This window comes from Embleya sp. NPDC020886 (assembly GCF_044333915.1).
GTDB lineage: Bacteria > Actinomycetota > Actinomycetes > Streptomycetales > Streptomycetaceae > Embleya.
On sequence record NZ_JBIRRX010000004.1, the window covers coordinates 223,983 to 240,802 of the forward strand.

General features: G+C 72.5%; 17 protein-coding genes. 10 read left to right on the top strand and 7 right to left on the bottom strand.

Features of this window, described 5'->3' with window-relative positions; translation table 11 throughout:
- Positions 1 to 13: 13 nt before the first annotated feature.
- On the top strand, positions 14 to 751 hold the full coding sequence (gene ppgK / locus ACH4U8_RS16040; protein ID WP_379990787.1) for a polyphosphate--glucose phosphotransferase: 738 nt from the start codon (positions 14 to 16) through the stop codon (positions 749 to 751).
- Positions 752 to 791: 40 nt separating this feature from the next.
- On the opposite strand, the gene ACH4U8_RS16045 is transcribed toward ppgK, so the two are convergent.
- Positions 792 to 1,388 (bottom strand): 3'-5' exonuclease, encoded by a 597-nt coding sequence (locus tag ACH4U8_RS16045; protein WP_360307723.1) that lies wholly within the window; start codon positions 1,386 to 1,388, stop codon positions 792 to 794.
- 97 nt (positions 1,389 to 1,485) lie between these two features.
- Here ACH4U8_RS16045 and ACH4U8_RS16050 point away from each other — a divergent pair, with 97 nt between their 5' ends.
- On the top strand, positions 1,486 to 2,253 hold the full coding sequence (locus ACH4U8_RS16050) for an SDR family NAD(P)-dependent oxidoreductase (protein WP_379990786.1): 768 nt from the start codon (positions 1,486 to 1,488) through the stop codon (positions 2,251 to 2,253).
- Positions 2,254 to 2,376: 123 nt separating this feature from the next.
- Here ACH4U8_RS16050 and ACH4U8_RS16055 read toward each other — a convergent pair whose 3' ends face one another.
- Positions 2,377 to 3,654: a metallophosphoesterase gene (locus ACH4U8_RS16055; RefSeq protein ID WP_395778414.1), complete on the bottom strand. Its 1,278-nt coding sequence runs from the start codon at positions 3,652 to 3,654 to the stop codon at positions 2,377 to 2,379.
- Between the two features lie 271 nt (positions 3,655 to 3,925).
- Here ACH4U8_RS16055 and ACH4U8_RS16060 point away from each other — a divergent pair, with 271 nt between their 5' ends.
- From ACH4U8_RS16060 to ACH4U8_RS16070, 3 genes are read left to right on the top strand one after another with little or no spacing between them, the layout of a single operon-like run.
- The gene (locus tag ACH4U8_RS16060) at positions 3,926 to 4,471 is read left to right on the top strand and encodes a TrmH family RNA methyltransferase (protein ID WP_360307731.1); all 546 of its coding nucleotides are present in this window, start codon (positions 3,926 to 3,928) and stop codon (positions 4,469 to 4,471) included.
- A 23-nt stretch (positions 4,472 to 4,494) separates the two neighbouring features.
- Positions 4,495 to 5,958: a carboxylesterase/lipase family protein gene (locus tag ACH4U8_RS16065; protein WP_395778416.1), complete on the top strand. Its 1,464-nt coding sequence runs from the start codon at positions 4,495 to 4,497 to the stop codon at positions 5,956 to 5,958.
- Positions 5,940 to 7,112, top strand: coding sequence for a type ISP restriction/modification enzyme (locus ACH4U8_RS16070; RefSeq protein WP_395778418.1), 1,173 nt, complete (start codon positions 5,940 to 5,942; stop codon positions 7,110 to 7,112). The genes ACH4U8_RS16065 and ACH4U8_RS16070 overlap by 19 nt, the downstream gene beginning before the upstream one ends.
- 58 nt (positions 7,113 to 7,170) lie before the next feature.
- Here the strand turns inward: ACH4U8_RS16070 and ACH4U8_RS16075 are convergent, their stop codons facing one another.
- Entirely contained in the window at positions 7,171 to 8,343 is a 1,173-nt protein-coding gene (locus ACH4U8_RS16075; RefSeq protein WP_360307740.1) for an amidohydrolase family protein, read from the bottom strand.
- 256 nt (positions 8,344 to 8,599) lie between these two features.
- On the opposite strand from ACH4U8_RS16075, the gene ACH4U8_RS16080 reads away from it, so the two are divergent.
- Both ACH4U8_RS16080 and ACH4U8_RS16085 read left to right on the top strand, forming a co-directional pair.
- Positions 8,600 to 9,058, top strand: a complete 459-nt coding sequence (locus ACH4U8_RS16080) for a GNAT family N-acetyltransferase (RefSeq protein ID WP_395778420.1) — start codon at positions 8,600 to 8,602, stop codon at positions 9,056 to 9,058.
- A 108-nt stretch (positions 9,059 to 9,166) separates the two neighbouring features.
- A complete protein-coding gene (locus ACH4U8_RS16085; RefSeq protein ID WP_379990783.1) occupies positions 9,167 to 9,916 on the top strand; it encodes a hypothetical protein in 750 nt (249 codons plus the stop codon).
- 99 nt (positions 9,917 to 10,015) lie between these two features.
- On the opposite strand, the gene ACH4U8_RS16090 is transcribed toward ACH4U8_RS16085, so the two are convergent.
- Together ACH4U8_RS16090 and ACH4U8_RS16095 are read right to left on the bottom strand one after the other, a co-directional pair.
- A complete protein-coding gene (locus ACH4U8_RS16090) occupies positions 10,016 to 11,152 on the bottom strand; it encodes a serine hydrolase domain-containing protein (protein WP_395778422.1) in 1,137 nt (378 codons plus the stop codon).
- A gap of 66 nt (positions 11,153 to 11,218) precedes the next feature.
- On the bottom strand, positions 11,219 to 11,821 hold the full coding sequence (locus tag ACH4U8_RS16095; protein ID WP_360307752.1) for a TetR/AcrR family transcriptional regulator: 603 nt from the start codon (positions 11,819 to 11,821) through the stop codon (positions 11,219 to 11,221).
- Between the two features lie 1,173 nt (positions 11,822 to 12,994).
- Here ACH4U8_RS16095 and ACH4U8_RS16100 point away from each other — a divergent pair.
- Both ACH4U8_RS16100 and ACH4U8_RS16105 read left to right on the top strand, forming a co-directional pair.
- Complete coding sequence (locus ACH4U8_RS16100) at positions 12,995 to 13,831, top strand: ATP-binding cassette domain-containing protein (protein ID WP_360307755.1); 837 nt, start codon at positions 12,995 to 12,997, stop codon at positions 13,829 to 13,831.
- Complete coding sequence (locus tag ACH4U8_RS16105; RefSeq protein WP_395778424.1) at positions 13,824 to 14,135, top strand: hypothetical protein; 312 nt, start codon at positions 13,824 to 13,826, stop codon at positions 14,133 to 14,135. The genes ACH4U8_RS16100 and ACH4U8_RS16105 overlap by 8 nt, the downstream gene beginning before the upstream one ends.
- Before the next feature lie 14 nt (positions 14,136 to 14,149).
- On the opposite strand, the gene ACH4U8_RS16110 is transcribed toward ACH4U8_RS16105, so the two are convergent.
- A complete protein-coding gene (locus ACH4U8_RS16110) occupies positions 14,150 to 14,524 on the bottom strand; it encodes a nucleotide pyrophosphohydrolase (RefSeq protein ID WP_360307761.1) in 375 nt (124 codons plus the stop codon).
- A gap of 131 nt (positions 14,525 to 14,655) precedes the next feature.
- Here ACH4U8_RS16110 and ACH4U8_RS16115 point away from each other — a divergent pair, with 131 nt between their 5' ends.
- Positions 14,656 to 15,447 (top strand): exodeoxyribonuclease III, encoded by a 792-nt coding sequence (locus tag ACH4U8_RS16115; RefSeq protein ID WP_379992013.1) that lies wholly within the window; start codon positions 14,656 to 14,658, stop codon positions 15,445 to 15,447.
- A gap of 99 nt (positions 15,448 to 15,546) precedes the next feature.
- On the opposite strand, the gene ACH4U8_RS16120 is transcribed toward ACH4U8_RS16115, so the two are convergent.
- Positions 15,547 to 16,710 carry a DUF5925 domain-containing protein gene (locus tag ACH4U8_RS16120; RefSeq protein ID WP_379992012.1) on the bottom strand — a complete coding sequence of 388 codons (1,164 nt, stop codon included), beginning with the start codon at positions 16,708 to 16,710 and terminating at the stop codon, positions 15,547 to 15,549.
- Positions 16,711 to 16,820: the final 110 nt, after the last annotated feature.

The window sequence follows — 16,820 nt, forward strand, 5'->3', positions numbered from 1 at the left end:
GAAGGAGCCTCACGTGCCGGTCATGGGCATCGACATCGGCGGGACCGGGATCAAGGGCGCGCCGGTGGACCCCGCCGCCGGCGCGCTGACCCACGAGCGGGTGCGGTTGCTCACGCCCGAGCCGTCCGAGCCGCAGGCGGTGATCGGGGTGGTCCGCGAGGTGCTGGAGCAGTTCGCCGACACCGCGGGTCCGGTCGGCATCACCTTCCCGGGCGTGGTCCGCGACGGCATCGTGCGCACTGCGGCGAACGTGGACAAGTCGTGGATCGACCTGGACGCCGACGCGTTGTTCACCGCGACGCTGGGCCGGCCGGTGACGATGGTCAACGACGCGGACGCGGCCGGCGTCGCCGAGATGCGCTTCGGTGCGGGCCGGGGGCAGCGCGGCACGGTGCTGATGTTGACCTTCGGCACCGGTATCGGCAGCGCGCTGTTCGTGGACGGCACGTTGGTGCCCAACACCGAGCTGGGGCACCTGGAGTTGGCCGGCCACGAGGCGGAGCGTCGGGCCTCGGCGGTGGCCCGGGAGACGCACGATCTCTCCTGGGAGAAGTGGGCCGCACGGGTGCAGGAGTACCTGCGGCACGTGGAGATGCTCTTCTCCCCGTCGCTGATCATCATCGGCGGCGGGATCAGCAAGAAGCCGGAGAAGTTCCTGCCGTACATCAAGATCCGCGCCGACCTGGTGCCGGCGAGGTTGCACAACGACGCGGGCATCGTGGGCGCGGCGATGCTGGTGGCCGGGGACTGAGGCCGGGGTCGTCCTGCGGGTTGCCGGCCGTCGGTGCGGTCTATCGGGCGGATGCCGCCGGCGATCGGGTGTCCGGGCGATCGCGGCGGGAGGCGCGCAGTACGCCGCCGAGCAGCTCGGCGATGTTCCACGCGTCGTCGACGCCCCGGTGGTGGGTGCCCTCCTGCGGGAGGCCGGCGTGTTCGAGGGCGGCGGCCATGCCGAGTTCGCGGTCCAGACCGTGGGCGAGCGAGTACAGCGACTTGGCGTTGAGGTGGCGGGTGCCGAAGGGATACGGGACACCCTCGGCGGCGCATTGGCGCTCGAACTGTTGCCGGTCGTACTCGCCCCAGCTCGCCCAGACCCGCTGATGGGTCCGGAACTCGGTGCGCAACAGTGCGCACGCCTCGGCGAAGGAGCGGCCGGTCGCCACCTTCGCCTGGGTCAGCGTGGTCAGTTCGGTGCAGAACGCGCCGACGGTGGAGTGGGTCGGGCGGACCAGGATGCCGCGGTTGGCGTCGCGCTCGCCGGTGGCGATGTCGAGGGTGGCGACGCCGATCTCGATGATCTCGCCGTGCTGCCCCTCGGGAGGCGGGCCGTCCCAGCAGGTCGCCTCGACGTCGATCACCACGAGCAGGTCCATCAGTCGTTTCGCCATGCCGGTCAGGACACCATTACGGACTTCGTGCTACCACTGGTTTTTGTTCTGACGGTACGTCAGATGTACGGCCCGCCCGTCCACGGAGGAGTTCGAAATGGGTACGCACAAGACATCACCCGAAACCGGCGTCGTGATCACCGGCGGTGCCTCGGGCATCGGGCGGGCCACCGCGCGGGCGCTGGCCGCCACCGGCCGACCTGTCGCGCTGTGGGACATCGCGGCGGGCCCGGTCGAGGAGGCGGCCAAGGAGATCGAGGCCGAGCACGGCGTGCCGGCGCTCGGTCTGGCCCTGGACGTCACCGACACCGAGGCGTATGCGGCCGCGATCCACGCCTCGGTCGAGGCGCTGGGCACGATCGGCGGATTCGTGCACGCGGCGGGCATCGTCGACTCGACCCCGATCACCGAGGTCACCGCCGAGAACTGGGACCGCGTCCTGGACGTCAACCTGCGCTCGTTCGCGCTGCTGGTCCAGGCGCTCACCCCGCACCTGCGCGAACACGCCGGCTCGGCGATCGTGGGCATCGCCTCGCTCAACGCGATCGTCGGCAACGCGCTCAACCCGTCCTACTGCGCGTCCAAGTCGGGCATGCTCGGCCTGAACCGCTCGATCGCCGCCAAGCTCGCCGAGTACCACATCCGCAGCAACGTGGTCTGCCCCGGCTACGTCGAGACCCCGATGCTGGCCCGCTCCTTCGCCCGCCCCGGCACCCGGGAGCGGATGGAGAACAGCTCCCCGCTGCGCAGGCTGGGCCGTCCGGAGGAGATCGCCGGCGCGATCCGCTTCCTGCTGAGCGACGAGGCGTCGTTCGTCACGGGCACACACTTGATGGTGGACGGTGGAATGACGGAAACGGTCTGATGTGTCGGGGCAGGGCCGCCCCGAGCGGACGCCGCCCTGCCCCGAGTGACCGTCACGCTCGACCCGGACACCCGGTTGCGGATGCGCCGACGTGGGATTTCGGGGTGCCCCGCTCAGGCTGTTCTATCGCGTACTCAGTTCCACCACCGTGACCTCCGGGGGTGCTCCGACGCGTACCGGTGGGCCCCAGAAGCCGGCGCCTCGGGTGATGTAGAGCATCGTGTCGTCGACCCTGTGCAGGCCGGCGACGGCCGGTTGGTCGAGCTTGACCATGAGTTGCACCGGGAACATCTGGCCGCCGTGGGTGTGGCCGGAGAGTTGTACGTCGACGTCGTACTTGGCGGCCCGGTCCACCTGGACCGGCTGGTGGGCGAGCAGTACCACCGGGCGGGACGGGTCGCGGTCGGCCAGTGCCTTGGCGAAGTCGGGGCCGTCGTGGTGCGACTTGCCGGTGACGTCGTTGACCCCGGCCAGGTCGAAGGCCGCGCCGCCCCGGGCGATCTCCAGCCGGTCGTTGGCCAGTGTGTGCACGTTCAATTCGGCGAGTTCGGCGACCCAATCCGCCGCGCCGGACATGTAGTCGTGGTTGCCGGTGACGAAGAAGGACCCATGACGACTGGTCAACCGCCGCAACGGCTCGGCGTCGCCGCCCAGTTGCCCGGCCGTGCCGTCGGCCAGGTCGCCGACGACGGCGACCAGGTCCGGGTTGGTCCGGTTGATCGTCTCCACCACACGCGTGGTGTGCGCACGTCCGAGCAGCGGGCCCAGATGGATGTCGCCGACCACCGCGATCCGAAAACCGGCCAGCCGAGGGTCGAGCCGGGCGATCGGTATGCGGACCCGCACGGTGCGCGGCGCGCCCAGCGCCTGGGACATCCCGTATCCGACGGTGCCCAGCGAGGTGCCCGCCGCCAACAGCGCGACCGAGCGGCTCAGCACCAGCCGGCGGTCCGGAGCCCACGGCGTGCCCGCGACGGCGGCCGGCGGCTCCGAGGTGTCGGCGTCCCCGTCCCCGTCCCCGTCCGCGCCGACCGCGACCGGGACGGCGACCGGCAGGTCCGCGGGCTGCTCGGTCGCCCCCGCGCGCCGCCGCAGCGTCCGCAGCGCGAGCAGCCGAGGCACCTCCAGCACCGCGAGCGCGAGCACCACGTAGAGCAGCAGGGCCATCCAGACGAAGCCCGGCCAGGCGATCCACTCCGTGCCGCGTGGGCCGAACACCTTGGGCAGGACCAACGCGCCCACCATCGACACGCCGAGCGCGACCACCACGCCCGCGCCGATCCGCCGCACCGGCCCCGACCGGGTGGTGTCGCGCACGAGCCGCCGCCACACGTAGAGGTGCACGCCGACCAGCAGCGCGAGCACGGCGACGGCCGCGACGATCACCAGGACAACGGTCAAGGCAGGACTCCCGAGTGAATGGATGTTTCCCGGGAAGCGTGTCACGCCCGTGCCGGCACCGGCATCCGGCTCGCGGAGTATCCGAGGTTGCTCCCGTGGGCGCAATGCGGCGTCGTTCGCCGTATCCTGACGCGGTAGCGACACTCGACGATGGCCCGGTCACGCCGCGAAGTGGCCCACTCGTGAAGCGAATCAAGCACCGCGAACACCGATCGAACCGCATCGATCGCATCGGCACGCACGTCGACGGGAGGCGCTCCTCCCGGGAGCGATGACCTCGCGCGGCGGCCCTCGCCCCGCCGACCCCGCGTACCACGTCAACACCCGCGCCGAGCTGAAACGGCAGCGCCGACCCCGGGCGCACGGCTGCTGGGACCACCTCTACCTCGCGCCGCTGTGGCCCAAGCACGGCGTCAACCTCGGCACCCTGCTGCGCACGTGCGACGCGGTCGGCGCGTGCCTGGTCGTGCCGCGCCTGCCCTGGGTGCCCGAGGCACTGGCCCGCGGCAACACGCTGCGCCGGCCGACCTGCGTGCATCGGGTCGGCAACCCGCTCACCTGGTTGGCCGGTCGACGCGAGCGCGGCGCCCGGGTGGTCGGCGTCGAACTCGCCGACGACGCGGTCCGACTCGCCGACCTCGAACCCGCCCGCCGACCCACCATCGCCGTGCTCGGACACGAGAGCGACGGCATCCCGTTCGAGGCGTTGCCGTTCATCGACGAGATGGTGGAGATCCCGATGATCGGCACCGGCACCAGCCTCAACGTCGCGGTGGCCGGGTCGCTGGTCGCCTACAAGCTCGCGGGTCTGCTCTGACGGCGGGTCCTATGCTCGATGCCATGGTGCGAGTGCAGACGTCGCTGGGTGGCCTGATCGGCGAGGAGTCGGACGGGGTCCGGATTTTTCGAGGGGTACCCTTCGCCGCGCCGCCGCTGGGACCGGCCCGGTTTCGGCCGGCCGGGCCGGCGGTGGCCTGGGACGGGGATCGGGACGCGCGCGAATTCGCCCGCGCGGCGCCGCAGCCGATGGGCCAGTACGGCGCCGCGCCGGTGGCTGTCGACGAGGACTGCCTGTACCTGAACATCCACGCGCCCGCCGGGCCCGGCCCGCACCCGGTGCTCGTGTGGGTGCACGGCGGCGGATACACCGGCGGGGCGTCCTTCGAGGGCGTGTACGACGGCAGCGGGTTCGCCCGGCGCGGCGTGCTGGTGGTCACGCTCGCCTACCGCCTCGGCGTGCTCGGGCTGTTGCACCTGCGGCACCTGCTGGGCGAGGAGTACGCCGCCTCCGGGGTCAACGCACTCCTGGACGTGGTTCAGGGGCTGCGCTGGGTGCGCGAACACATCGGCGCCTTCGGCGGGGATCCCGACCGGGTCACCCTCGGCGGGGTCTCGGCCGGCGCGAAGCTCACCGCCAACCTGCTCGCGCTGCCCGCCGCGCGTGGGCTCTTCCACCGGGCGATCGTGCAGAGCGGCGGGGCCCAGACGGTGCGCAGCGTGCCGGAGGCCGAGCAGGCCACCGGCGACGTGCTGGCCGCGCTGGGGATCGCCCCGGATCGGGCCGCCGCGCTGATCCGGGTCCCCGTGGCCGAGTTGCTCGACGCGCAGGCCGAGGCGATCGGGCGCGGCGCGGCGCGGTTCGTGTTCCGGCCGGTGGTCGATCCCGCCGGGCCGCTGCCGGTGACCCCGGTGCGCGCGATCCGGGGCGACGTGCCGATCCTGCTCGGGTCGAATCAGGACGAGGAGGAGATGTTCGTGGTCATGGAGGGTACGGACGCCCACGAGCCCGGACCCGCCGACCTGGCCAACCTGCGCCGCCCGGACGACCTCGCCGCCCTGGTGCGCAGGTACGCGGAGCTGTATCCCGAGCTGAACGGGCGTTCGCGGCGGATCCGGCTGCTCACCGCGGAGTCCTACGGGATACCGACCGTCCGGCTCGCCGAGGCGCAACTCGCGGCCGGCGGAACGGCGTACCTGTACCGGTTCCGCTGGGCGCCCAAGGCACATCCGCAACGGCTCGGATCGCCGCACGCGATCGACATCCCGTTCGTGTTCGGCACGTTGGACACGCCGCTCGGTCGCTGGTTGACCGGCGGTGTGCCGCCCGCCGCGCGGGAGTTGTCCGATCGTGTGCAGCAGGCGTGGGCCGCGTTCGTCGAGGGTGGGCCGCCGGTGGCCGACGGGCTGCCGCACTGGCCCGAGTACGACCCGATCGAGCGGCGCACGATGTTGCTCGACGTGCCGGCGACGGTGGTCGGGGATCCGGATCGGGAGGAGCGGCGGGTGTGGGACCACGCGCTGTGAATCCGGTCGGGGCGGCGGCGCTCGCCGATCTGATGCCGTGGGGGACGACCGGGATCGGCACGGGCCGAACCTGGGTGTACGCGCCCGAACGCGAGACGCTGCGTCGGCGCTGGGCCCGGTTGGCCGCCGCCGAGGACCGCAACGCCCTGTTGCAGCCGACCCGTTCGCGGACCGAGTCGTCTCGGCCCGCGCCGCTGCCCGGGTGTGACGCGCCGACCGGCCCGCTGGCGCGGGTGGTCGGGCCGACGCCTCGACTGGTGCGGGTCGCCCGGCGGCCCTTCGATCGGCAGTGGCTGCTCGCGGACCACCGCGTGGTGGACTTCGCCCGGCCCGAACTGTGGCGGGTGCGCGGGGACCGGCAGGTCTACCTGACGGAGCGTCAAGCCGGGGATCCCTGGCCGCTGTTGTGCAGTGCGCTGCTGCCGGACGCGGCGCACCACGGCGGTCGCGGCGGGCGGGTCGCGCCGCTGTACCGGGACCCGGCGGGCCGCGAGCCCAACCTGGTGCCCGGACTGGTCGAACTGCTCGCGGACCGGCTCGCCGTCCCGGTCGCGGCCGAGGACCTGTTCGGCTGGATCGTGGCGGTGACGGTGGACCCGGCGCGGGTGCCGCTGACCGCCGACCCGGGGCTGTGGACGGCGGGCGTCGAACTCGGCCGCCGACTGATCGGCCTGTACACGTTCGGTGCGCGCTTCGGCCGCCCCGGCGACGGCAAGCCCCGGCTGCCGGGCGGGCGCCGCCCGTTCGTGCGCGAGCCGATCCCGGCCCGGCCGACCGGCGCGACCTATGACCAGGAGAGCCGTTCGTTGCTGCTGGGCACCGGCCGGATCGGGCCGGTGCCGCGCGAGGTGTGGGACCTGGGCATCCTCGAACCGTGGATCGCGGCCCGCACCGAACCCCCGGGCGAGGGCCTGGAGCGGATCCGCGAGCGCACCTGGTCGAGCGAGCTGACCAGCGAACTGATCGACCTGCTGCACGTGTTGGGCCTGCTCGCCGACCTGACCGCAGCTCAGGCCGAACTCCGTGCCCGGGCCGGCGCAGGCCCCACTCTCGACCCCACCGCCCTGCTCCCACCCGCCCCCGCGACCCGCCGCCCGCCGACCGTCCTCGACAGCACCGAGGAGGGTCCGGGCGGCCAGGCCGTCCTGATCTGACCCGGACCACCCGGCTCGTTCGCCGCAAGAGCGCGATCCGAGCGTGGTCCGGCGTCGGTCAGATCGGGCGGGGGGTGTTCAGGGCCTCGGCGTTTTCGCCCATGATCAGGGCCTTGGTGTGGTCGTCGAAGGGCTTCAGTTCGCTTTCGTAGTCCCTGGGGTTGGGGAGGCCCTCGATGTGGGGCCAGTCGGAGCCGAAGACGACCCGGTCGGGGCCCATCAGGTCGACCACCTCGACGAGGTCGTCCTCCCAGAACGGGTTGATCCAGACGTGCCGGCGGAAGGTCTCCACCGGGTCCTCCGGGAACAGGCCCGGGATCTTGCGGCCGACCGAGCGCAGCTTGCGGAACAGGTCGCCGAGGAACTCGGAGCCGTTCTCCACCGAGACCACCCGCACGTTCGGGAAACGCTCGAAGAGGCGATCGAGGATCAGCGACGCGAGGAAGTCGAAGATCGGCCGCTCCATCGTCCACAACATCGTCACCGACGGGCCGCCGCCACCCTTGAAGTCGGTACGCAGGCCCTGCTTGCGGGTGTAGCCGTTGGCCGAGTAGCCGCTGTCGCCCGCGTGCACGATCACCGGCACCCCGGCCTCGTTCACCCGGGCCCAGAACGGATCGAAGACCGGGTGCCCCGGCGGGTACGGACCGTCCGCGGTGTTCGGCGCGGCCGGGCGCATGCACACGATCCGGGCGCCGCCCGCCAGTGCCCGATCCAGGTCGGCGAGCGCGGTCTGCGGGTCGGCGAGCGCGATGTAGGGCGCGGCGAAGATCCGGTCCCGGTAGGCGTACCCCCAGTCCTCCTCCAGCCAGCGGTTGAACGAGGAGTACAACTGCCCGACCGCCCAGGGGTCGTGCGCGAGCGCCGCCTCGTACACCATGCCCAGCGTCGGGAACAGCCAGATCCGGTCCAGGCCCTGATCGTCCATCACCGCCAGCCGCGCGTCCCGGTCGCGGTATTCCGGGCGGATCGGCTCGCGCTCGCGCAGGTAGTCCAGCGGGTTGCGCCCGGAGGGGTTGCCGCGGAAGTACTCGGCCATCGCGCCGGCCTTGGCGATCGGGTCGAAGGTGGGATTGACCACGGCGTGGTTCACCGTGCCGCCGAGCACGTGGTACTTGCGGCCGTTGATCTCGCACCACTGGACGACCTGCTCGCCCAGCCTCGGGTCCAGGTGTCGGGTGAAGGCGTCGATGGCCTCGTAGTAGTGGTTGTCGGCGTCGAAGACGCGCATGGCGAAGACCCCCTCGGAGCGGCACGGAACCGGACCCGGGTCCGGACGCGGACCCGGGGATCGTCGCCCGAGTCGTAACGCCGTTACACGGTAAGGGAAGCTGTCTTTTATGGGAATGCCGATCGCCGAGCCGGCCGCCGACCCCTGCGACGCGGCCGCCGATCCCGCCTCGCCGGCCGGTGCGCGGCGGCCGACGCGGGGGAACGGCAAGGCGGTTCGGGTCTGTGCCCGGTGTCGGCCGGGTATCGGGTCGGGCATGACGAATGATCTCGGGGCGGTGCGGATCAGAGCCGCACAACCGGCGGACGCGGCGAGTGTGGCCGCCGTGCACATGGCCTCCCGGTCCGCGACGATGCCCTACCTGCCGCCGCAGCGGCGCACCCACGAGGAGGTGACCCGCTGGGTCGGCGAGGTGCTGACGGCCGAGTGTCGGGTGTGGGTGGCCGTGCGCGGGGACGAGGTCGTCGGCTACGCGGCGTTGGCCGGCGACCTGCTCGAATGCCTGTATCTACGACCGGACCTGCTGCGCCGAGGGGTTGGCACACTGCTGCTGGAGGAGGTCGCCCGACACAGCCCGACCGGGCTCCGGCTGCACGTGTTCGCACAGAACGACGGTGCCCGGGCCTTCTACCGCCGGCACGGCTTCGTCGTGGTCGACACCGACGACGGCAGCGGCAACATGGAGAACCTGCCGGAACTGACCCTGCGCCGATGACCCGGGGTCGTCCGGGCCGTCCCGGGCGGGTGATGGTTGCTGGGCCGAACGAGGGAATAGTACGCGCGGCGACCGTCGGGCGAGGTCGGGGCGATCTAGCGTGGTCGGGTGAGTAGACACGTAATCCACCGGGCGGCGGCGCTGGCGGTCGCGCTCGGTGTGGTCGCCGTGCCGGCCGCGGCCGCGGCGCCGCTCACCGGATCCGCGCCGGCCCTCGGTCGCGGTTCGGCCGAGGTGTTCCGCCGGCCGATCCCGCCTCCGCTGCCTTCCCCGCCGTCGTCGAGTGGGCCGCTTCGGCCCGGCCTGCGACTGCCCGGGACGGACGCGATCCCGTCGGATTCCTGCCTCGACCCGACGCCTTCGGGCCCGCCGGATGCGGACGGGGCGGGCCTGCCCGGCACCTCGCTCCGGCGCGACCGCACCCGCGACCTCGGCACCGCCGCGCTCCGGGCGCACTGCCCCGGGCTGCCGGAGGCCGACCGCGGCGCCGAGCCGGCGGTGTCGCCGGGCGCCGCCGGGCGATCCGAGCACGATCGGGCCGGCGTGGGACCGCGTCGACACCGGGCGGACGGCCGCCCCCCGGCCGCCCCCGGCAAGCCCTCGCAGCGGCGCAAGCCTCCCGGTGCGCGGGACGACGCGGCCGAGGAACGGGGCGCCGCCGCCGCGAAGCGGGCGGTGCACGACGGGCCCGCGCTGATCGCCCGCAGGGCCATCACCGACCGCGTGGCGAACACCGGTTCGGCCCCGCTGTTGCCGCTCGGCCTGGCGGCCGGCGTGCTCCTGCTCGTCGGGGGCCTGGCTCTCGTCGCCGGCCGCCGCCGTGACCGCCCCGGCCGCGACCGCCCGCGCCGCGACTGACCCCACCGTGATCGGCCGCGCCCCGACAGACCCCACCGTGATCGGCCGCACGACGCAACTCCGGGCTGCGGAGCCCGCCTTCCCGGGGCCTGCCCGCCCCTACCGATCCAGGCACCCCCGCACCGCGTCGATCAGACCCAGCGCCCGCCCATCCGTGTGCAGCGGGGACTGGCCGTTCGTCACGTAGGCGAAGGCCAGACTCGCGGCCGGATCGGCGAAGGCCAGTGGACCGCCGCTGCCCGGGTGTCCGAAGGCGGCGGGGTCGGCGGAGACGGCGAAGAAGGTGGTCTCCGGCTTCATGAAGCCGAGGCTGAAGGCGGTGTGTTCGCCGAGGATTCGGTCCGGGCCCTCGACCACCGTACGGGTCACCTCGGTGACGGTCGCGGGCGAGAGCAGCCGCACGCCGTCCAGCGTGCCGCCGCCGGCGAGCATCGCGTACACCCGCGCCAACGCCCGGGCGTTGGTGACGCCGAGTCCCGAGGGCACCTCCCAGGCCAGCACGTCCGGGTCGTGATCCGCGCCGGGGGCGGCGAGTTCGGGCAGCGCGAGCATCGCCCGGCCGAGGTCCGAGCCGAGGTCGAGCAGCGCGGGGTCGGTCGGCGTGAGCGTGGTCAGGTGCGCGAGCCGGGGCAGCACGGTCGCGGGCAGGCCGATGTGCGCGTCCACGCCCAGTGGGCCGGCCACCTCCTCGGCCAGGAACGCGCCCACCGTGCGACCGTCCACCCGGCGGATCAGCTCGCTCGCGTAGAAGCCCCAGGTCACCGCGTGATAGCCGTGCGCCGCACCCGGTTCCCACACGGGCCGCCGGGAGGCCAAGGCATCCGCCAGTGCGTCCGGCATGGCCACCTGGGCGAGCGTGATCGGCTCGTCCAGGAACGGCAACCCGGCCTGATGCGAGAGCAGTTGGGCCACCGTCACATCACGTTTGCCGGCCGCCGCGAACTCGGGCCAGTAGCGGCACACCGGCAACGCGGGATCGAGCAGCCCCCGGTCGATCAGCACCGCCAGGCACGTCGCGACCAGGCCCTTGGTGACCGACCAGACCACCTGTACGGTGTCCCGCTCCCAACTGCGCCCCGCGTCCGGTTCGGCCAGCCCGCCCCACAGGTCCACCACGGGTGCTCCGTGCAGGTGGACCGCGACCGCGGCACCCACCTCGCCGTGGAGCGCGAAGTTCTCCTCGAACGCGGCCTGTACGGGCGCGAATCCGGGCGCGACGAAACCGTCGACGTGCATGGTGTGGTCCTTTCGAGCGCTCGAAGTACCCACCGGTGTCGGGGTGGCCTGGCGGCCGTCGCCTGGTCAGTTCCGGGGGGTGACGCCTTCGAGTACGAGCGCCGTGAATTGGGCTTCCAATTCGGGCAGGGTGCGGTCGGTGCCGGACTTCCAGCCGGCGGTGAGCCACAGCGGGTACGCGAGATAGCGGTAGACCAACTCCGGGTCCAGATCGGCACGGAACTCCCCGGACTCGATCCCCTCCCGGAGGGTGTCCAGCCACAGATCACGGACTCGCATGCCGTCCACCGCGAGATGCGCGAAGCGCGGCAGCGTGGCCAGGTACGCGTAGTCCCGGACATACATCGTGGCCGCGTCGGGGTGGTGCTCGATGGTGAGGAACGCGGCATGCACGAGCCCGCGGAGCCGGTCGCTGGAGTTGCGCGCGTCGGCGAACGCCTCGTCGTACCAGCCGGACAGGTCGCGCATCGCAGCGGTGAGGATCTCGTCGATCAGATCCTCTTTGGAACCGAACCAGTGGTAGAGGCTGCCCGCGAGGATTCCCGACGCGTCGGCTATCTCACGGATGGTCGAAGCGACAACGCCCTTGCGGGCGAACAGTGTTGCAGCCTCGGACAGGATCACCTCCCGGCGCGGAAGTGCTTCGGGTTCCGTCTTCCTGCGTGCCATGAGCGCCCGTTCTCGGTCCGGCGGGTGGATGCGGCTGCGTTGGTGCTGTGCAGCCTAACCGCAGGTGGAGCGGTTGCCGTTGATCTGTGGGGGATTGCCTTCAGGGAGAACCTAGGGAACAACTCGGCAGAGCCTGACTGCCTATCTAACATTTGTTAGATTGTGCTGAACCTTCTACGCCAGTTTCCGAATCGCTGTCAAGGCCCTTGCCGGCGAAGGGCGTTGCGGTCTAGCTTGAGCCGCATCCGGGACTCCGTGGGGGATGGCCGGGCGGGGAGACGACGCGAGAGGCGTTGGCTCCCATGGCTCGTCGCACCACACGTACGGCGCAGGCCGTGCACACGACCTGCACCGCGAGAGCGGGGCGCACACATCGGCGAATCGTCGGAGGCAACTCCCGTGCGGGCGGCCTTATTTCGTGCGCCCGCCGCACGTCGTTAGCCGACGCCCGCAACGGCACATCGGCTCGACTGCTCGCGCCCGCAATCGGCGTGTCCTGAACCATGGACACCTTCGTCGCGTCACTCGCCGCCGTCGCCCACCCGGCGATCGGCTGCCCGGCCCTCGGTCCGGGAGAACTCCCGTGGACCGCATGCCGGTTGCGTGACCACGCGGGTGTGTCGTCGCGTCCGGTCCCGATTCCCGGGTTCGTGGTGCGCCCGCACGGGCCGTTCCCGACCCGGCCGATCGGATCGTGGCGGGACGAGATCCAGCAAACCGGTACAAAAACTTTGTCGTGGCCGGGAGGTGACGCCGGGTCAGGAGGGGAGTCGGCGTCCGTCCGGGGCGCGGGGGCCGTCCGGGATACATCCGGGTCGCGGTCGGACGGGGCGGGGGAGCCCTGTTCGACCGTCGATCCGGCTTCCGGTACGGCCCCCGATACGGGTGGCGCGCGGGCGGGGGGTGACGCCTGGTCAGGTATGGCGTCCGGCCCCGCGCGCCGCCCGGGGGAAGGGTCCGAGGCCGGGGCGCGCCCGCATGCGCGCCCCGGCTCGGGGCCCGAACGGCCGTGCGGTCGGCGGCCCGATGCACCAGGCGCCGCGGCTGTGATCGCCGCGGCGCACGCGGGTTCGCTCGGGGAAGCGACACCCGCGGGTTCGAGCGGCCCGGCCACGCGTGCGCGAGCGGCCGTCGCGTACGTGCGCGAGCCGGGTCCTGCGAAGGAGGGCGACCATGCCTGACCCGGCGCGGCTGTACGCGTCCGGACCCGAACCGATTCCGGCCACCGCCTCCGATCAGGTCCGCCAACCCGTCCTGCGGGCCCGGCACCTGCGGGTGGACTTCGCCGGTGCGCGCGCCGTGGACGACGTGTGCCTGCGCGTCGAGCGCGGCGAGGCGGTCGGCGTGATCGGGCCGCACGGCAGCGGCAAGACCACCCTGTTGAACGCGATCACCGGAGTCGTGCCGGCCACCGGCGAGCTGTTCGTGTCCGGGCTGCCGGTCCGCCTGGGCAGCCCCGAACGCTCGCGCCGGGCCGGCCTGGTCCGGATGTTCCAGACGCCGCAACCGGTGCGTGCGCTCTCCGGGGCGGACAACGTCGTGCTCGCCGGCTCGGACATCCGCCATCGCGGGCTGCTCGCGGCCTGGCTGTCCCGGCCGCTGCTCGCGCGGGTCGAGCACGAGCGGCAATTCGGCGCCCGGATCACACCGGATCGGGCCGGCGCGCGAGGCCGTCGAGAGCGCGCCTCGGACGTACTGACCTATGGCGAACGGCGGCTGCTGGACATCGCACGCGGGATGGTGGCGGTGCCCCGGGTGCTGATCCTGGACGAGCCGAGCGCCGGGTTGAACGCACGTGAGACGCACGCCCTGCTGCTGCTCCTGCGCGGGGTCGCGGCGGACGGCGTGGGGTTGTTGGTGGTGGACCACAAGATCGACTTCGTGGACGCGTTGTGCGATCGGGTCACCGTGTTGGAATCCGGCCGCGTGGTTGCGGAGGGCACGCCGGCCGAGGTGCGAGGGGACCGCCGCGCCGTGGACGCATGCTCGGGGGGAGTACGCGATGCCTGAGACCGAAACACCGGAGACCCAAACGCCGGAGACGGAAATGCCATCCGGCGACGTCGACGAGGTTGCCGCAGTCCCGCGGATCGGCCGGATCCCGGAGCAGCGAGCAGGTACGTCCGACCCGCTCGACGGCCCCCGGTCCGCGGTCGACGGCCTGCCCGGCGATCTCGGCGCGCTGCCGTACGAACCCGACGCGCCACGCACCCAGACCCGACTCGTGGCCGGCGCGAAGCCGGACGAGCGCACACCCCGCGCCGCGCACGGGATCACCCGCGCCCGGCGCTGGATCCGGCTGCGCCGACCCTAGGCTGGGAGGCGGCCCTACAGGCCCGGGGCGCCCGGCGGGTACTTGATCGCGTTCTTGACCATCTTGTCCCGCAGCGCCTGCGCCGGATCTATGCCGAGCCGGTTCGCGAGCCCGAGCAGATAGGCCAGCACGTCCGCGATCTCCTCCCGGACGTGCTCGCCGCGCTCCGGGTCCGACATCACGTCGGCGGCCTGCTCCGGGGTCAGCCACTGGAAGATCTCCACCAACTCCGCCGCCTCCACGCTCAGCGCCATCACCAGGTTCTTCGGGGTGTGGAAGGGCTGCCAGTGCCGCTCGGCGGAGAAGGCGACAACCGCGGCGGTCAGGTCGGCGAGATCGGAACCGGGCGGGGGAGTGGCGTCCGTGCGGGCCGGGGGAGTGGTGTCCATGCCCCATGACTACCGCATCCGCCACGGCCTCGGCGCACCGGCGGTGTCACCCCGGCGAGGGAGAATGGCCCCCAGGCCCGTCCGGTCGATCCGGCGGGCCCGAACGCCGTCGTCCGCTCTGGAAGGTTCGCATGAGGGTCGCCACCTGGAACATCAACTCGATCGGGGCCCGGCTGCCCAAGCTCGTCGAGTGGCTGGAGCGGGCCGCGCCCGACGTGGTGTGTCTGCAGGAGCTCAAGTCCACGCCCGAGGCATACCCGACCAAGGAGCTGGAGGAGCTCGGCTACGCGTCGGCGGTCAACGCCGGCGGGCGCTGGAACGGCGTCGCGGTGTTGTCCAAGGTCGGCCTGGCGGACGTCACCGTCGGTCTGGAGTCGGGGCCGGGCTTCCCGGAGGTCGACGGTCCGCACGAGGCCCGGTCGGTGTCCGCGACCTGCGGCGGGGTGCGCGTGCGGTCGGTATACGTGCCCAACGGCCGCGAGGTGGACAACCCGCACTACGCCTACAAGCTGGAGTGGCTGGCCGCACTGCGGACCGCGGTCGCCGCCGACGCCGCGGGCCCGCTGCCCTTCGCGGTGCTCGGCGACTTCAACGTCGCGCCCACCGACCGGGACGTGTGGGACATCTCGCTGTTCGGCGAGAACTCCACGCACGTGACGCAGGCCGAGCGGGACGCGATCGGTGCGCTGGAGGGCGTGGGGTTGCGCGAGGTGATGCCGAGGGCGCTCAAGTACGACGTGCCGTTCACCTACTGGGACTACCGCGAACTGGGCTTCCCGAAGAACAAGGGCATGCGGATCGACCTGGTCTACGGCAACGCGTCGTTCCAGGCCGCGGTCACCGACGCATACGTCGACCGCGAGGCCCGCAAGGGCAAGGGCACCAGCGACCACGCGCCGGTCGTGGTGGACCTCGCCGTCTAGGTCCCGGTCCGGGCCGCGTCCGGCATCGGAGTCGACGGTGCGACGAGCCGTCGACTCCGACCGGGAGCGGGCGGGTGCCTTCGACGAAGGCCAAGCGCGCTACAGGTACAACCCCTCGCCGCCGTGCGCCGGTCGTTCGACCTCCACCGGCGCCGCGCCGTTGCGCAGTGCGTACAACTCGGCGAGCGTGGCGTGGGTGCCGATGCCGTCGGCGGTGCCGAGCCACTCGCGGGCCTCGGCGAAGTCCAGCGGACCCACGTCGATCTGGGCCAGGCAGCGGCCCGGGCGGACCACCGCCGGATGCAGCCGGCCGAGGCTTTCGTTGGTGGTGATCGCGACCATCACATTGCGGCCCTGCCCGAGCAGTCCGTCGGTCAGGTTCAACAGCCGGGACAACGCCTGACCGGCCGAGCGTTTGGCCTCGCCCCGGATCAGTTCGTCGCAGTCCTCCAGGACCAGCAGTCGCCACCGCTGCGTCTTGGACTTGTCGTGCGACTCCTCGTCCTCGTCGCCGCGTCCGATCGCGACGTCCATCAGATAGCCGGTGTCGCCGAACAGCGCCTCCGGGTCCAGGACGCAGTCCATCCGGCACCAGTCCTGCCACGAGCGGGCCAGCGCGCGCAGCGCCGTGGTCTTGCCGGTGCCGGGCGGGCCGTGCAGCAGGATCAGCCGCCCGGACACGTCGTCCGGAGTGACCTTCATCAGCCGGTCGAACGCGCCGGCGGTGGGCGCGGTGTAGTTGCAGCGGATGTCCGCCCACGGCGCGGCGGTGATCGCCCGGGTGGTGCGGTACGGGCCGCGCCGGGCGGAGAAGTACCAAAAGCCCATCGCGACGGCCTCGTCCTTGGGCGGCGGATCGGCGGCGGCGCCCTTGACCGCCTTCTTCAGCACCGCGCGGCCGATCTTCTCGTCGACGGCGGTCACGGTCACCTCGCCGCCGCCGCTGCGCCAGCGGACCGAGCGCAGGGTCCAGCCGTCGCCGACGGCCAATTGGGAGGAGCGGTCGTCCTCTTCGACGGCGCGCACCACCTTGGCGCCGCGCGGCACGAGTCGGGCGCCGGGTTTGACCCGGTCCAGTCGGGTGGTCCTGGCCCACGGCTGAGCGCCGGTCAGGAAGGCGGCGAGGGCGAGTCCGTCCACGGCGTCGTACGGGGTGTCCGCGTCATCGAGGCCGAAAACGAAGGGCAACAGCGTTGAGGGGTCGTCACCGGCTGAATTCGGCGCCCCATCCGATGGGCGGGGCGTCTGGCGAGGCATCGACATGATTTCGATGATCCGGTGCCCCGGGCCGTCCGTACAGAGGTTTTCGAATAGTGGTTTCCGGCCCCGCCGGACCGTTGTGCCGCCCGGCGCGGGATCGAAGTCCCGGCCTG

What these genes read in the sequence shown, in the direction of transcription:
- ACH4U8_RS16045 (WP_360307723.1), bottom strand. Translation starts at nt 1,388, where the DNA reads ATGGCGAAACGACTGATGGACCTGCTCGTGGTGATCGACGTCGAGGCG.
- ACH4U8_RS16065 (WP_395778416.1), top strand. Translation starts at nt 4,495, where the DNA reads ATGGTGCGAGTGCAGACGTCGCTGGGTGGCCTGATCGGCGAGGAGTCG.
- ACH4U8_RS16095 (WP_360307752.1), bottom strand. Translation starts at nt 11,821, where the DNA reads ATGGCACGCAGGAAGACGGAACCCGAAGCACTTCCGCGCCGGGAGGTG.
- ACH4U8_RS16115 (WP_379992013.1), top strand. Translation starts at nt 14,656, where the DNA reads ATGAGGGTCGCCACCTGGAACATCAACTCGATCGGGGCCCGGCTGCCC.
- ACH4U8_RS16075 (WP_360307740.1), bottom strand. Translation starts at nt 8,343, where the DNA reads ATGCGCGTCTTCGACGCCGACAACCACTACTACGAGGCCATCGACGCC.
- ACH4U8_RS16100 (WP_360307755.1), top strand. Translation starts at nt 12,995, where the DNA reads ATGCCTGACCCGGCGCGGCTGTACGCGTCCGGACCCGAACCGATTCCG.
- ACH4U8_RS16080 (WP_395778420.1), top strand. Translation starts at nt 8,600, where the DNA reads ATGACGAATGATCTCGGGGCGGTGCGGATCAGAGCCGCACAACCGGCG.
- ACH4U8_RS16105 (WP_395778424.1), top strand. Translation starts at nt 13,824, where the DNA reads ATGCCTGAGACCGAAACACCGGAGACCCAAACGCCGGAGACGGAAATG.
- ACH4U8_RS16060 (WP_360307731.1), top strand. Translation starts at nt 3,926, where the DNA reads ATGACCTCGCGCGGCGGCCCTCGCCCCGCCGACCCCGCGTACCACGTC.
- ACH4U8_RS16090 (WP_395778422.1), bottom strand. Translation starts at nt 11,152, where the DNA reads ATGCACGTCGACGGTTTCGTCGCGCCCGGATTCGCGCCCGTACAGGCC.
- ACH4U8_RS16050 (WP_379990786.1), top strand. Translation starts at nt 1,486, where the DNA reads ATGGGTACGCACAAGACATCACCCGAAACCGGCGTCGTGATCACCGGC.
- ACH4U8_RS16120 (WP_379992012.1), bottom strand. Translation starts at nt 16,710, where the DNA reads ATGTCGATGCCTCGCCAGACGCCCCGCCCATCGGATGGGGCGCCGAAT.
- ACH4U8_RS16110 (WP_360307761.1), bottom strand. Translation starts at nt 14,524, where the DNA reads ATGGACACCACTCCCCCGGCCCGCACGGACGCCACTCCCCCGCCCGGT.